14 protein-coding genes are annotated in these 13,315 nt (G+C 64.5%); 1 reads left to right on the top strand and 13 read right to left on the bottom strand.

Annotated elements, in window-relative coordinates:
- Positions 1–55 precede the first annotated feature (55 nt).
- From EYW42_RS12210 to EYW42_RS12160, 11 genes are all read right to left on the bottom strand, one after another.
- Positions 56–1,594 carry an NADH-quinone oxidoreductase subunit N gene (locus EYW42_RS12210; protein WP_135535570.1) on the bottom strand — a complete coding sequence of 513 codons (1,539 nt, stop codon included), beginning with the start codon at positions 1,592–1,594 and terminating at the stop codon, positions 56–58.
- Positions 1,594–3,132 (bottom strand): complex I subunit 4 family protein, encoded by a 1,539-nt coding sequence (locus EYW42_RS12205; protein ID WP_135535569.1) that lies wholly within the window; start codon positions 3,130–3,132, stop codon positions 1,594–1,596. Before EYW42_RS12205 ends, EYW42_RS12210 begins: the two co-directional genes overlap by 1 nt.
- Positions 3,129–5,147, bottom strand: coding sequence for an NADH-quinone oxidoreductase subunit L (nuoL, locus tag EYW42_RS12200; RefSeq protein ID WP_135535568.1), 2,019 nt, complete (start codon positions 5,145–5,147; stop codon positions 3,129–3,131). The genes EYW42_RS12205 and nuoL overlap by 4 nt, the downstream gene beginning before the upstream one ends.
- 4 nt (positions 5,148–5,151) lie before the next feature.
- Complete coding sequence (gene nuoK, locus EYW42_RS12195) at positions 5,152–5,457, bottom strand: NADH-quinone oxidoreductase subunit NuoK (RefSeq protein ID WP_135535567.1); 306 nt, start codon at positions 5,455–5,457, stop codon at positions 5,152–5,154.
- Complete coding sequence (locus tag EYW42_RS12190) at positions 5,457–5,828, bottom strand: hypothetical protein (RefSeq protein WP_135535566.1); 372 nt, start codon at positions 5,826–5,828, stop codon at positions 5,457–5,459. The genes nuoK and EYW42_RS12190 overlap by 1 nt, the downstream gene beginning before the upstream one ends.
- Complete coding sequence (locus EYW42_RS12185) at positions 5,825–6,094, bottom strand: NADH-quinone oxidoreductase subunit J (protein ID WP_135535565.1); 270 nt, start codon at positions 6,092–6,094, stop codon at positions 5,825–5,827. Before EYW42_RS12185 ends, EYW42_RS12190 begins: the two co-directional genes overlap by 4 nt.
- Positions 6,095–6,350: 256 nt before the next feature.
- On the bottom strand, positions 6,351–6,812 hold the full coding sequence (locus EYW42_RS12180) for a NuoI/complex I 23 kDa subunit family protein (RefSeq protein ID WP_135535564.1): 462 nt from the start codon (positions 6,810–6,812) through the stop codon (positions 6,351–6,353).
- Positions 6,809–7,876: a complex I subunit 1/NuoH family protein gene (locus EYW42_RS12175; protein WP_135535563.1), complete on the bottom strand. Its 1,068-nt coding sequence runs from the start codon at positions 7,874–7,876 to the stop codon at positions 6,809–6,811. Before EYW42_RS12175 ends, EYW42_RS12180 begins: the two co-directional genes overlap by 4 nt.
- Positions 7,876–9,540, bottom strand: a complete 1,665-nt coding sequence (locus tag EYW42_RS12170) for an NADH-quinone oxidoreductase subunit D (RefSeq protein WP_135535562.1) — start codon at positions 9,538–9,540, stop codon at positions 7,876–7,878. The genes EYW42_RS12175 and EYW42_RS12170 overlap by 1 nt, the downstream gene beginning before the upstream one ends.
- A complete protein-coding gene (locus tag EYW42_RS12165; RefSeq protein WP_135535561.1) occupies positions 9,537–10,244 on the bottom strand; it encodes an NADH-quinone oxidoreductase subunit B in 708 nt (235 codons plus the stop codon). Before EYW42_RS12165 ends, EYW42_RS12170 begins: the two co-directional genes overlap by 4 nt.
- Entirely contained in the window at positions 10,231–10,644 is a 414-nt protein-coding gene (locus EYW42_RS12160) for an NADH-quinone oxidoreductase subunit A (RefSeq protein ID WP_135535560.1), read from the bottom strand. Before EYW42_RS12160 ends, EYW42_RS12165 begins: the two co-directional genes overlap by 14 nt.
- Positions 10,645–10,839: 195 nt before the next feature.
- Here EYW42_RS12160 and EYW42_RS12155 point away from each other — a divergent pair, with 195 nt between their 5' ends.
- The gene (locus EYW42_RS12155) at positions 10,840–11,370 is read left to right on the top strand and encodes an SRPBCC family protein (protein WP_135535559.1); all 531 of its coding nucleotides are present in this window, start codon (positions 10,840–10,842) and stop codon (positions 11,368–11,370) included.
- On the opposite strand, the gene purE is transcribed toward EYW42_RS12155, so the two are convergent.
- Both purE and EYW42_RS12145 read right to left on the bottom strand, forming a co-directional pair.
- Positions 11,367–12,008 (bottom strand): 5-(carboxyamino)imidazole ribonucleotide mutase, encoded by a 642-nt coding sequence (gene purE, locus EYW42_RS12150; protein ID WP_135535558.1) that lies wholly within the window; start codon positions 12,006–12,008, stop codon positions 11,367–11,369. The two genes, EYW42_RS12155 and purE, sit on opposite strands and share 4 nt — an antisense overlap.
- A gap of 30 nt (positions 12,009–12,038) precedes the next feature.
- Positions 12,039–13,262, bottom strand: coding sequence for a 5-(carboxyamino)imidazole ribonucleotide synthase (locus tag EYW42_RS12145; RefSeq protein WP_135535557.1), 1,224 nt, complete (start codon positions 13,260–13,262; stop codon positions 12,039–12,041).
- Positions 13,263–13,315: the final 53 nt, after the last annotated feature.

The raw sequence follows: 13,315 nt of genomic DNA, 5'->3' as shown, positions 1-13,315 counted from the left end.
CTCACTCACGACTCCGGTCGGTAAAACGTGCCGTTCCGAGCTAACAGCGAGTTCGTCAGGGCAGCAGCGACGACGCTGCGCTGACGGCGGTGTCGGAGACGGGGCCGAACGCGGGCAGCAACGCGACGGTCGCGACGGCCGCGAACAGGATCGCCGCGTACAGTCCAACGGGCTGGTTCGCGATGCCGACCTTCCCCACGTCGTCGCTCGGGTCCTCGAACCAGAGGGCCTTGACGACCCGCGAGTAGTAGTACAGCGACAGCGCGCTGTTGACCGCACCGACGGCGGCGAGCCACCAGAAGCCGGCGTTGACCGCGCCCATGAACAGGATGTACTTGCTCGCGAACCCGCCGAACGGCGGCAGGCCGGCGAGGCTGAACATGAACACCGTCATCGCGAGCGACGCGACCGGCGCGCGGGTCGCCAGGCCGTTGTAGTCCTCGAACGTCCGGCCGACGTCCCAGTACTCGACCAGCGCGACGAAGAGGAACGCGCCGGTGTTCATGAAGCCGTAGACGACCAGATGCATCATTCCGGCACCGAGTACGATCTCGCTGTTCGAGCCAGTGATTGCGGCGAGACCGATGAGCGCGTAGCCGGCGTGTCCGACCGAGGAGTACGCGAGCATGCGCTTGACTTCGGTCTGGGTCGCCGCCGCGAAGTTACCCAGGGTCATCGTGACGACCGCGAGGATCTGGACTGCAAGCACCCAGTCGACGCCGAGGTCGAGGAACGTCTCGAACGGGAACGCGAGGGTGAACACGCGGAACGCGACGACGAACCCGGCCGCCTTCGACGCGGACGAGAGGAACGCGCTGATCGGCGCGGGAGCCCCCTCGTACGCCTCCGGTGCCCAGAAGTGGAACGGCACGACGGCGGTCTTGAACGCGATACCGCCGAGTACCAGTATGACGCCCAGTCCGAGAACGCCGACGAGTTCGGTCCCGGCGGCCGCCTGTGCGACGGCAGCCAACTGGAGCGACCCGGTGACGGCGTACACCAGACTGATACCGTAGACGAACACCGCCGACGACAGCGCACCGATGAGGAAGTATTTCAGGCCCGCCTCGACGCTGCCGCGGTTTTTCTTCAGGAACGCGACGAGCGCGTACGACGAGAGCGACAGCAGTTCGAAGCTGACGAATACGGTCGCCAGACTCGCTGCGCTGGCCATCAGCGACATCCCCGTCGCGGCCAGCATGACGAGCGAGTAGTACTCGGCCTGATAGCTGTGGCCGCGCAGGTAGTCATAGCTCGCGACGGTCACCATCGCCGTCACGCTCGCGAAGATGAACGTGAACAGCAGGCTCATCTGGTCGACGACGAGTTGGCCGCCGAACACCGTTCCGTCGACCTGCGCCGTTCCGAACAGCGAGACGATACCGCGGCCGTTCGGGTCACCGACGCCGGCGACGAGATACCAGCCCGTGACCGCGAGTGCGAGCAACGCGCCCGTCGTCGCAGTTCCGGCCAGCATCGGGCGGTTCGTCGAATCGGGGTCGATACTATCGATGACGAGCAGGGCCAACGACGTCGCGGCGAGGACGAACGTCGGCGCGAGCGCGGCCCACTCCGGTAGTTCGAATAGAGCCATTAGTGACCACCTCCAACGCCGGCCTCGACGGCCGGGATATGGTTGACGGCGTCACGGATCATGTCGAAGAACAGCTCCGGCGCGACGCCGAGCGCGATGACTAACAACAGGAGGGCGAAAAGCGGCGCGACGTCGTGTAGCGGCGCGCGGCCCACCTCGTAGTCAGTGTCGAGCCTGAACGGCCCGAACAGCGTGCGCTGCATCGCGAACAGCAGATAGCCGGCGACGATGACGATGCCGAACATCGCCACCCCGGTAAACACCGGTGCGCCCGATATCGTTCCCGAGCGGAACGCGCCGAGGAACACGAAGAACTCGGCGGCGAACCCGGACATCAGCGGCAGGCCCATGTAGCCGAACGCGCCGCCGATGAGGATGCCGACGGTGATCGGCATCCGGTCGGCCAGCCCGGACATGTCCGTGACCATCCGGGTGTGCGTCGTGTTGTAGATGACGCCGACGGCCATGAACATCAGTCCCGAGATGAGACCGTGCGAGAGCATCTGGAACGTCGCGCCGCCGACGCCGAACGTCGTGTACGCGACGAGACCCAGAAGGACGTACCCCATCGACGAGACGGAGGAGTACGCGACGATGCGTTTCAGGTCCTGTTGAGCCAGTGCGAGCAGGGCCCCGTAGATGACGCTCACCACGGCGAAGATGGCGATTATCTCCGCGTTCGCGGTGGCGACGTCGGACATCATCGTGAAGTTGAACCGCAGCAGGGCGTACGTCCCCATCTTCAGGAGGACGCCCGCCAGCAACACGGATACCGGGGTCGGCGCTTCGACGTGAGCGTCCGGAAGCCAGGTGTGGAACGGGACGACGGGAACCTTCACGGCGAACCCGGCGAACATCGCGATGAACGCGCCGGTTTTCAGCGCGCTCGCGCTCGTCCAACTCGGCGACTGGAGTTCGCCCGCGTTGAGCGACTGTGCGACCGTTGGCAGGTCGAACGTGTCGACAGGGAGGTTAAACACCAGCGCGACGAAGCCGATGAACATCGCGAGGCTGGCCACGTTGGTGTAGACGAACACCTTGATCGCCGCGTACTTCCGGCGCGGACCGCCCCAGACGCCGATGAGCAGGTACAGCGGCACGAGGACGGCCTCCCAGAAGACGAACCAGACGAAGAAATCGAGCGCGCTGAACACGCCGAGGAGGCCCGCCTCCATGAAAAGCACCAGCCCGTAGAACTGGGACTGTCGCTCGTCGATGGGCGTCCACGCCGAGACGATGGCGAGCGTCGTCAGCACCGTCGTCAACACGATCAGCGGGAGGCTGATCCCGTCGAGGCCGACGTGCCAGTTGAGCGAGTACGCACCGAGGGATATCCACTCGGCGGAGTTCTCGAAGGCGAGTTGGCCCCCGTCCATCAGGGCGTTCCCGCTTCCGTCGAATCGACTGTACAACACGAGGCTCCCGACGAGCGGAAGCGCACTGATTCCGAACGCGAGTTCGCCGGCGTAGCGGTCGGGTGCGATAAAGGCGACCAACGAGCCGACGAACGTGACTGCCATGAGTGTCTCTATGATCATACGAACCACCCTCCGTAGAGGCCGACAACGACGAGTAACGCCACGAGTCCGAGCGTCAGCAACGCCGCGTAGTTCGTGACGATGCCGGTCTGAATGCGCTTGACACGCTGCCCAGAGCCGAGACTGACACTGCTGATGCCGTTGACCGCGCCGTCGACCACCGTCTGGTCGAACTTGTTCGCGGCGCGAGCGATCGGCTGCGTCACGCCCTCGGCGAGCCAGACCTGATACTCGTCCTGGTAGTAGTTGTGTTTCAACAGCGTGCGGATGCTGCCGAGCTTTTCAGTGTGGGGCTCCGGATCGGGCACGTTGTACAACTTGTGCGCGAGGCCGGCACCGGCGAGCGCCAGCGCCAGCGAGAGCGCCCCCGGAAGGTACGGACCGATGTCGGACGCGACGTAATGTGCCGCGTTCTCGTTGTGGAGCAGTTCCTCGTAGTGGTGGACCGAGGTAATGGTCTCCTCGGGCCCGTCGAGCCACTGGTGGAGGAACTCGATGTCAGCGTTGAGTAGCTCCGCCACCGGCACCATGTTGACGAAGCCGATGAACGTCGCCAGCAGGCCGAGGACGACCAGCGGGATCTTGACCGACCAGCCGACCGGGTGCGGGTCACGCGCGTCGTCCGAGCGCGGTTCGCCGTGGAACGTCAGGAACACCATCCGGAACGTGTAGAATCCCGTGAAGAACACGGCGATTAGTCCCATCGCGTACGCGCCGAGCAGTAACGGCTGGTTGCCGAGGCCGTAGTGCAGCGCCTCGAACAGTATTTCGTCCTTGCTCCAGAAGCCGGAGAACGGGATGATGCCCGCGAGCGCGAGCGACCCTGCGAGGAACGTGTAGTAGGTGACGGGGGCCTTGTCCTTCAGACCGCCCATCTTCCACATGTCCTGTTCGTGGTGCATCAGGATGATGACCGACCCCGACCCGAGGAACAGCAGCGCCTTGAAGAAGGCGTGGTTCATCAGGTGGAAGGAGCCGGCGACGAAGCCGCCGGCCCCCAGGCCGAGCATCATATACCCGTACTGCGAGATGGTCGAGTACGCGAGTACGCGCTTGATGTCGTCTTTCACGACACCCATCGTCGCCGCGAACAGCGCGGTGAATCCGCCGACGAAGGCGATGATTCCGAGTGCCGTCGGTGACAGCGCGTAGAACCCGAACATCCGGGCGACCAGGTAGACGCCGGCCGCCACCATCGTCGCCGCGTGGATGAGCGCTGAGACGGTCGTCGGACCCTCCATTGCGTCGGGCAGCCAGGTGTGAAGCGGGAACTGGGCGGACTTGCCGATGACGCCGCCTAGTACCAGCAGGCCGAGAACGGTGACCCATGCCTGCTCGCCGAGGCCGAGGAACGTATCGATCGAGCCCTCGCCCCCGACGAGTGCGTGTTCGGCCAGAACCGGGAACGACCCCTCGCCCGCGAACTGGGCCGTACCGAACGTGGCAATGATGCCGACCACGCCGATGAGGAAGAAGTAGTCACCGAACCGAGTGACCAGAAATGCCTTCTTCGCCGCGCTCGCCGCACTCTCCGTGCGGAACCAGAACCCGATGAGGAGATACGAACAGAGACCGACCAGTTCGAAGAACATGAACGCCATCAGCAGATTGCTGGCGTACACGAAGGCGAGCATGCTGAACGAGAAGAGGCCGAGCTCGGCGTAGTAGCGCGGCAGCCCGGTTTCGCCCTCGTCGTTCATGTACCCGAGACTGAACACGTGCACGAGGAGCGAAACGAGACTGACGATGATCAGCATCATCGCCGACAGCGGGTCGATGAGGATGCCGAACTGGAGGGTTATCTCCTCGGCGGCGACCCAGGTGTAGAGGTCAGGTGCGTTGTACACCTCACCGCCGCTGACCCGGAGGAACGCCCACACCGAGAGGAGCAGCGACCCTCCCATCGCGACGATACCTGCGAACGCTCCCTTCTTGGGCATGTAGTTGCCCACGGAGAGCGCGACCAGAAACGATACGAACGGAAGCAACGCGATAGCCGGCGCATATTCGAACATGTAGTTACCACCTCATCGTTGCTGGTTTGGTTACGTCCATATCCTGGAAGTTGCGGTAAAGGACGAGGATGATGCCGATACCGACGGCGACCTCCGCGGCGGCGAGCGCCATCGTGAACAGGCTAAACACCTGCCCCGTGAGGTTGCCGTGGTGAAACGAGAACGCGATGAAGTTGATATTCGCCGCGTTCAACATGAGTTCGACGGACATCAGGAACATCAGCGCGTTCCGGCGGGTGAGAATCCCGAACAGGCCGATGCAAAACACCGCGGCCGACAGGAACAGGTAGTACTCGACCGGCGGTGCCATCAGTCGTCACCCCCCGGACGGCCGCCGTCAGCGGCCGTCGTCTCGTCGTCCGCCTCGGACCGAAGCGGGTTGACGACTTCCCCTTCCTCCTCGCGCTTTGCGAGCATGATCGACCCCTCCAGCGCGGCGTCGAGTGCTATCGCGACGACGAGAAACGCGACGAGAAAGCCCTCCGCCTCGATGGTCTGGAGCGACGCCAGGTCGAACATGGCCAGCCCGAGGTTCTCGGTGATCGATTGGCCGCCCGGGAAGCCCTGCGCCTCGCCGAACGACGAGTTCAGGAACGTCATCGCGAAGACGGCAAACAGTGCGACTGCCCCGAGGCCGGGCAGGAGATGCTTCCCGAGTCGTATATCCGATTTGTTGCTCATGTCTCGGTCACCTCCTGTGGACCCGGTTCGCGTGTGAGCATCACGGCGAACGTGATGAGGATGAGGACCCCGCCCACGTAGACGAGGACCTGCATCGCCGCAATGAACTCCGCTTGCAGCATCACGTAGTGCACCGCGACGCTTAACAGCGCGACGCCGAGCAGTAGTGCGGAGTGCCACACGTCCCGCATCAGCACGACGCCGATACTGCTCCCCACCGTGATAGCGGCGAACAGCGCGAACGCGATGGTCTCGTGTAGTGCCATTGCTTATACTCTCTCTCCGGATGCCCTTTCAAGATTTCGAGACTGTTGCGAGGTCAGGGGACCTGATAGCTGGGGCGCTCGGGATCTCTCGCCCGAATTCGTGTGTGGTGTTACCGAGTAACATGACACTCACGTTCCGGCCGCTGTCGTCGTCACTGGGCGTGTTAACGTGATATCGACCGAGAGCAACGAAAAGGATCGTTCGCGTCCGGTGAAATGGTTTCGCCTCGCGGCGCACACCGTATGCTCACCGCGATTACTGGTAATCCAGTTCGCCTTCGCCTTCCCCGATCCAGGCACCGCGGTCCGGTTCGCGGGATTCGAGCGGGTCGATGTCCTTGTACCACGGAACGTTTTTCAGCTGTTCCTTGTTGTACACGAGGTCGTCTTTGGTGTCGCCCGTGAACTCGAAGTTCTGCGTGAGCAGGATGGCGTCGACGGGACAGACCTCCTCGCACAACCGGCAGTAGATGCACTGACCGATGTGGAGGTTGTACTGCTCGCCGTTGCGCTGGTCGTCAGTGACGATCTGGATCGTATCGTTCGGACAGACGTTCTCGCACTGTCGACACCAGATGCATCGCTCCTGGCTGAACTTGTGGACGCCGCGGAACCGCGGGCTTACTTCGGGCGCGGTTTCCGGATACTCGACGGTGAACGTGTTGCCGTCGAGTGCGTGTTTCATCGTCGTCGCCATGGATTTGAGAAGTCCGATCATACTATCACCCCCACGATGATGGCCGTGAGCACCAGGTTCGCGAAGCTCAGTACGAGCATTCCTTTCCAACCGATCTGAATAAGCTGATCGATCCGGACGCGCGGGATGGCCGAGCGGAACCACTGGGTCAGCAGGAAGACGGCCCAGATCTTGATGGTGAACCAGACGATACCGAGCGCCGCCGGACCGGGGCCGGCGGGACCGCCGAGGAACACCGTCGCGATGATGGCTCCGCCGAGGAAGATGTGCAGGAACTCGCCCAGGTAAAACAGGACGAAGTAGACGGAGGAGTACTCCGTCTGGTATCCGGCGACGATCTCCGTCGGAGCCTCGGGCGTGTCGAACGGGTTCCGGCCGACTTCCGCGAGGTTCGCGACGACGAACAGCACGAACGCGAACGGGTTGACGAACGCAAACCACGACGGGATCGTGATCCCGGCGACGGTCACGAGCGGATCGGCCTGCTGTGCGACGATCTCGCTCATCTGCAGCGTCCCGGTGAAGATGACCACGGACGCCCCGGTGATGACCAGTGGGATCTCGTACGCGATGTTCTGTGCGATGGCGCGGAGGCCGCCCAGCAGCGAGTACTTGTTCGCCGAGGCGTACCCGCCCATCGCCAGACCGATGCTCGCGATCCCAGCGACGGCGAACACGTAGGCGAGGCCGACCTCGGGGTCGGCGAGGTGGATGCCGGTCCCCATCGGAATGACCGCGAATCCGAGCAGCGCCGACGACGCGACGACGATCGGCGCGAGGTCGAACGCCGGGCGGTCGGCGTTCTTGGGGATGATCAGTTCCTTCGACAGCAGGCGGACGGCGTCGGCCACGATGATGAACAGGCCGAACGGTCCGATGCGGTCGACGGCGATCCGGTCCGTGAACGCGGCCGTGATCTTCCGTTTCGCCCACGGGCCGGCGACGCCGGTCATCGCCAGCATCAGGTTACCGACGAGGAAGGCCGCGAGAAAGGCGGCGACGAGGTCGCCGGCGACGCCGTACTGACCGAGGCCCAGCAGGCCACTGACTCGGTCGGGCAGCAGCGTCTTCTGCTGGGCGATCATTAGCGGTCCACCTCCCCGAGGATGATGTCGAGGCTACCGAGCGACGCGATCATGTCGGCGAGGAACTCGCCGTTTGCCATCTCCGGCAGGGTCGAGAGGTTGTGGAAACACGGGCTCCGGATCTTGAACCGGGCCGGTTTGTCCGTCCCGTCGCTCCGGATGTAGATGCCGAGTTCACCCTTCGCTCCCTCGACTGCTCGGTAGATCTCCGTGTCCGGGTCGGGTTTGAGCGTTCGCGGGACGTTGCTCTGGATGTCGCGGTCCTCTTCGGGCCAGTCCTCCAGCAGGTCGATACACTGCTGGATGATCTTCGCGGACTGCTCGACTTCCTGCAGTCGGACGAGGACGCGCGAGTAGTTGTCGCAACCGTCCTCGGTGACGACGTCCCAGTCGAGTTCATCGTAGTAGCCGTACGGGTCGTCCCGGCGCAGGTCGTAGTCGATGCCGGACCCGCGTGCGACCGGACCGGTCGCGCCGAGGGACTTGGCGGCCTCGGGTTCGAGGATGCCGGTGTCGAGACAGCGCGACTGGAATATCTCGTTGCCGGTCATCAGGTCGTGGTACTCCTCCAGCGCCTCCGGCAGGTCGTCGAGGAAGTCCCGCGTCTTCTCGAAGAACTCGTCCCGTGGCTCGGGCAGGTCCCAGGCGACCCCGCCGAGTCGGAAGTAGTTGAACATCATGCGCTGGCCGGTCAGGTCCTCCAGGATGGTCTGTACCTTCTCCCGGTCGCGCATGGCGTACATGAAGATCGCGGTGAAGTCGCCGTACACGTCCAGCGCGAACGTCCCGACCGCGAGCATGTGACCCGCGATGCGACAGAGTTCCGCTCCCATGGTCCGGATGACCTGTGCGTACTCCGGCACGTCGAGGTCAGCCAGATCCTCCGCGGCGCGCGCGTAAGCCCACTCGTTGAGCAGGCCGGCCGAGGAGTAGTCCCAGCGGTCGGGGTACGGCATGATCTGGTGGCGGTAGGTCCCCTGCTGGGCCATCTGCTCCTCGCACCGGTGGAGATACCCGACGTCGGGGTCGACGTCGGCCACCGTCTCGCCGTCCAGCGTCGTTTCGAGGTGGAGCACGCCGTGTGTCGCCGGATGGTGCGGCCCGATGTTGACGAACATCGTGTCGGACTCGGCGTCCGCGTGGTCTTCCTGTAGCGGGTTGGCGTGCTCGTCGAAGGAGACGAGTTGCGGCTTGTCCTGGTCGTAATCCTTCCCGAGCGGGTGTCCCTGCCAAGTCTCGGGCAGGAGGATCCGACGAAGGTCCGGGTGACCGTCGTAGTCGATCCCGATCAGGTCGTACGCCTCGCGCTCGTGCCAGTCAGCCGTGCGGTAGACGGGTTCGGCCGTCTGGCTGACTGGCTCTTCTTTCGATGTCGGGACGACGACGCTGACCTCCTCGGTCGGGTCGTCGTACTTCTTCAGGTGGTAGATGGACTCGTAGCGGTCCTCGTACTCCTGAGCGGTGAGACAGGAGAGGTGGTCAAACCCCGCCTCGTCGCGGAGCGTAAAGAGCGCGTCCTGGACCTCGTCGGGTCGGACGACGAACCCCTCTGCGTTGAGGTGGGATTCGCGGTCTATCACTGTCTCGCCGAGCAGGTCCTCTAGTGCATCGTAGTCGACGCCCTCGACGACCGGTTTGTCGGGGGTTTCCTTCTGCGTGCTCATGGCGAATCAGCCCAGTTGTAACGCATGACGAGCGTTTCCTCGTCGATCTCCTTTGCGAGTTCGTCGACGATCTCGTCCTGTTCGAGGTCGCCGAACTGCTCGAGTTCGTAGGGCTTGACCGTCACGGGTGCGGACTCGCCGTTTGCGATGCGCTCTTGAAGCTTGACGACGCCGTAGACCAGCGCCTCGGGTCGCGGCGGACAGCCGGGGACGTGAATGTCGACCGGGATGACCTCCTCGGCCCCCTTGACGACGTTGTACCCCTCCTGAAACGGACCGCCGGAGATGGTACACGAGCCCATGCCGACGACGAACTTCGGTTCGGGCATCTGGTCGTAGACGCGCTTCATCCGGGGAGAGAACTTCGAGACGATGGTTCCCGGAACGATCATCACGTCCGCCTGTCGCGGCGAGGCGCGCGGCACGCCGGAGCCGAAGCGGTCCAGGTCGTGTTTCACCGCATACGTGTGCATCATCTCCAGGCTACAGCAGGCGATGCCGAACTGGAGCATGAACATCGACGACCCCCGCACCCAGTTCATGAACTTGTCGAACTTCGTCAGGATGAACGGCGACGCGCCGAACGCCTCCCGAAGCTTCGAGTTGAAGCGGTCGTCGACGCCCTCGCCCATCCGAGCCTCTTGCGTATTTGTCTGTGCGGCTGTACTGTCGACGATCGACTCCCGCGGGTTATCGCTGCTCATTGGTGATATTCCGTGCTTGCTCGGGGCTTCGAGCCCACTCGACTGCGCCATTGCGCCAGGCCCACGCGAGTGCGACGACGAGGATACCGATGAACGCGAGCATCGGGGCAAGAACCTGCATCAGACTGGCCCCGTTCTCGAGTGCGTTCCGATACATGACCGTCCACGGGAAGATGAGGACGGTCTCTATGTCGAAGACGAGGAACAACAGTGCGACCATGTAGTACTGTATGTTGAATCGAACGTGTGTCGTCCCCGTCGGAATCTCGCCGCTCTCGTAGGTGGCGCGTTTACTGTCTTCCGGCACGGTCGGCCGGAGGAGACTCGACACCGCCATCATTCCGAGCGGAATGAGGAGCCCCACCAGACCTAGCGCGCCGACTGCTATCCACTGGTTCATACCGTATTCTCCGTAACGTCCTGAGGTTAGAAACGCACCCATATAAGGGTTGATTCTTGTGGTTTTGCGTCCGTTCGCGCCCGTCCGCGCCCGTCGCAGCGTCTACGCCGCCGATCGGCGTCTCGGGGAGACGCGTATCACGCCACAGCGCGACGCTGACAGGGTACTATCACCCTGGCGACCGTCAGTTCGCCCATGAGAACGATAGAGGCCGAAACGACCATCGACGCGCCGCCGGAGTCGGTTTGGGCCGTCCTGACCGACTTCCGGTCGTACCCGGCGTGGAACCCGTTCATCACGCGAGTCGAAGGCGAACCGCGTCCGGGGAAGCGATTCAAAGTCCGCGTCGAACCGCCGGGATCGCGGGGGATGACGTTCCATCCGCGCGCGCTGGCACTGGACCAACCCGAACAGTTCGCTTGGAAGGGCTCGCTGCTGGTTCCAAACCTCTTCGACGGTCGACACGAGTTCGTGTTGTCCCCGGACGACGGCCGGACGCGGTTCGTCCAGCGCGAGACGTTCGGCGGTCTGCTCGTCCCGCTGCTACTGGACGAGGAGAGCGTCCGCCGCGGGTTCGAGGCGATGAACGCGGCGTTGAAGCTCCGCGTCGAGGAACGGGACGGGAAACCGGAGGAAGCGTCGAGCGACGGATCGGAACGCGACTCGGCGGACGAAGCGGGAGAAGAGCCGGCAGACGGGGCGGTTTCGGGGGCGGGAGCGGTTTAGCGGTCCCGCTCGCGAAAGCCGGGCGTGCCGAGTTCGTGGAGGTCGCGGGACACCTCGCCCACGGACTGCTGGAGGCCGTCGTGGTACTCGACGAGTCGCTCGCGGAGTTCGTCGTACTCGCGGGCGAGCATCTGCGCCGCCGACAGCGCCGCGTTGAACGACTTGCCGGCGTCCACCGCGACCAGCGGCGCGCCGGTCGGCATGCCGATGACCGAGTCGACGGATTTCTCCTGGACTGGGACGCCGATGACGGGGACGGGATACGCGATGGAGGCGGTCATGTTCGGGAGGTCGGCCGATTTCCCGCCCGCGCCGGCGATGATCACGTCGACGCCGCGCTCGGCGGCCGTCTCGGCGTAGGCGTACATCAGTTCGGGCGTCCGGTGGGCGGAGACGACGTACGTCTCGAACGTGAACCGGGCCTCCGGCGGGTCGTCGTAGTCGGTCACCTCCTCGAAGCCGAGTTCCGTCAGCGCGTCGTACGCGCCGGCGTCGTCGTCGGTGCCCATCATCACGTCGAGGTCCGAGTCGCTCCCCATCACGATGCCCACGTCGGGCGTGTCCGTGGGATCGCGGTCCCGTTCGGCCTCGGCTTCCAGCGATGCGATCAGTTCTGAAACGGAGTCTGCCTGTGTCATAGTTTCGTCGAGTCCTCAGTCCGGTCGCGGTCAGGTGTCGAACGAGAGTTCGTCGCGAGCGTCGCGGGCTTTGCGAAGCAGTTCGTCGGGGTCGCTGCCGTCCCCGAAGGCCGTCACGTGGCCCATCTTCCGGAGGGGGTACACCTCCTGCTTGCCGTACCAGTGGAAGCCGATTCCGGGCGTCGCGAGGGCGTCGTCGACGCCGTGGAGTTCGGCGGTCCGGCGCTCGTCGACGTCCTCAGAATCCGAAGGATTCTGATGTGCTCGCGAATCTTTCGATTCGCGAACGTCCCCGAGGATATTCGCCATCGCCGTCGTCGACCGAAGGTCGGTCGCGCCGAGCGGCCGCCCGGTGACGGCGCGGACGTGTTGCTCGAACTGCGAGGTCGACGCCCCTTCGATTGTCCAGTGCCCGGAGTTGTGCGGCCGCGGGGCGATCTCGTTAACCTGGATGTCGCCTTCGCTCGTCTCGAACAGTTCGATCCCGTACACGCCGCAGCCGTCGAGAAACTCCAGCACGTCGCGGGCCACCGCTTCGGCACGCTCGCGCACCGCGTCGCTCGTCCGCGCCGGGACGACCGTCTCGCGGAGGATCTCCGCCTCGTGGACGTTCTCGCCCACGGGGAACGTCGCGACCTCGTCGTCGCCCTTGACGCCGATGACGGACACCTCGCGCTCGAAATCGACGAGTTCCTCGACCATCGCGCCGCCCTCGTCTGCCCCGACGGCGTCGAGGACGGCCTCGGCCTCGTCCGGGCTCTCGACCGGCGCGTTGCCGCGACCGTCGTATCCGCCGGTCCGGGCCTTCACCATGGCAGGCGCGCCGAGTTCATCCAGCGCGTCTCGCAGGTCGTCGGCGTCGTCGGCGCGGCGGAACGCCGGCACCGGGATCCCGGCCTCAGCCAGTTCGCGCTTCTGGACGAGTTTGTCCTGAATCGTCCGGAGCGTGTCGGGTGAGGGATGGACGGGAACGCCTGCGGTCTCGCTGACCTCCTCCAGGAGGTCGGGGTCCGCGAGTTCGATCTCGAAGGTGAGGAAGTCGGCGCGGTCGGCCAGTTCACGCACCGCGTCCGGGTCGTCGAATTCGCCGACGATCTGTTCGCGGACGACTGGCGATGCGGGACAGTTCGGTGTCGGATCGAGAACGACGAGTTCGACGCCCAGCGGCGCGGCGGCCTCGGCCATCATTCGGCCCAACTGGCCGCCGCCGACTACGCCGAGCGTCGGACCTGGCGTCGAAAGCGGCGGGTTCATCGTTGGGCGAGCGTTCCGGTCGCCGGCGCATAAGGGTTGTTACATCGGATCGC

This window comes from Halostella pelagica, from assembly GCF_004762015.1.
GTDB classification, from domain to species: domain Archaea; phylum Halobacteriota; class Halobacteria; order Halobacteriales; family Natronoarchaeaceae; genus Halostella; species Halostella pelagica.
Note: the sequence above shows the minus strand (reverse complement) of the source record. Positions and strands in the feature narration are given on the sequence as shown.

What these genes read in the sequence shown, in the direction of transcription:
- EYW42_RS12210 (WP_135535570.1), bottom strand. Translation starts at nt 1,594, where the DNA reads ATGGCTCTATTCGAACTACCGGAGTGGGCCGCGCTCGCGCCGACGTTC.
- EYW42_RS12205 (WP_135535569.1), bottom strand. Translation starts at nt 3,132, where the DNA reads ATGATCATAGAGACACTCATGGCAGTCACGTTCGTCGGCTCGTTGGTC.
- nuoL (WP_135535568.1), bottom strand. Translation starts at nt 5,147, where the DNA reads ATGTTCGAATATGCGCCGGCTATCGCGTTGCTTCCGTTCGTATCGTTT.
- nuoK (WP_135535567.1), bottom strand. Translation starts at nt 5,457, where the DNA reads ATGGCACCGCCGGTCGAGTACTACCTGTTCCTGTCGGCCGCGGTGTTT.
- EYW42_RS12190 (WP_135535566.1), bottom strand. Translation starts at nt 5,828, where the DNA reads ATGAGCAACAAATCGGATATACGACTCGGGAAGCATCTCCTGCCCGGC.
- EYW42_RS12185 (WP_135535565.1), bottom strand. Translation starts at nt 6,094, where the DNA reads ATGGCACTACACGAGACCATCGCGTTCGCGCTGTTCGCCGCTATCACG.
- EYW42_RS12180 (WP_135535564.1), bottom strand. Translation starts at nt 6,812, where the DNA reads ATGATCGGACTTCTCAAATCCATGGCGACGACGATGAAACACGCACTC.
- EYW42_RS12175 (WP_135535563.1), bottom strand. Translation starts at nt 7,876, where the DNA reads ATGATCGCCCAGCAGAAGACGCTGCTGCCCGACCGAGTCAGTGGCCTG.
- EYW42_RS12170 (WP_135535562.1), bottom strand. Translation starts at nt 9,540, where the DNA reads ATGAGCACGCAGAAGGAAACCCCCGACAAACCGGTCGTCGAGGGCGTC.
- EYW42_RS12165 (WP_135535561.1), bottom strand. Translation starts at nt 10,244, where the DNA reads ATGAGCAGCGATAACCCGCGGGAGTCGATCGTCGACAGTACAGCCGCA.
- EYW42_RS12160 (WP_135535560.1), bottom strand. Translation starts at nt 10,644, where the DNA reads ATGAACCAGTGGATAGCAGTCGGCGCGCTAGGTCTGGTGGGGCTCCTC.
- EYW42_RS12155 (WP_135535559.1), top strand. Translation starts at nt 10,840, where the DNA reads ATGAGAACGATAGAGGCCGAAACGACCATCGACGCGCCGCCGGAGTCG.
- purE (WP_135535558.1), bottom strand. Translation starts at nt 12,008, where the DNA reads ATGACACAGGCAGACTCCGTTTCAGAACTGATCGCATCGCTGGAAGCC.
- EYW42_RS12145 (WP_135535557.1), bottom strand. Translation starts at nt 13,262, where the DNA reads ATGAACCCGCCGCTTTCGACGCCAGGTCCGACGCTCGGCGTAGTCGGC.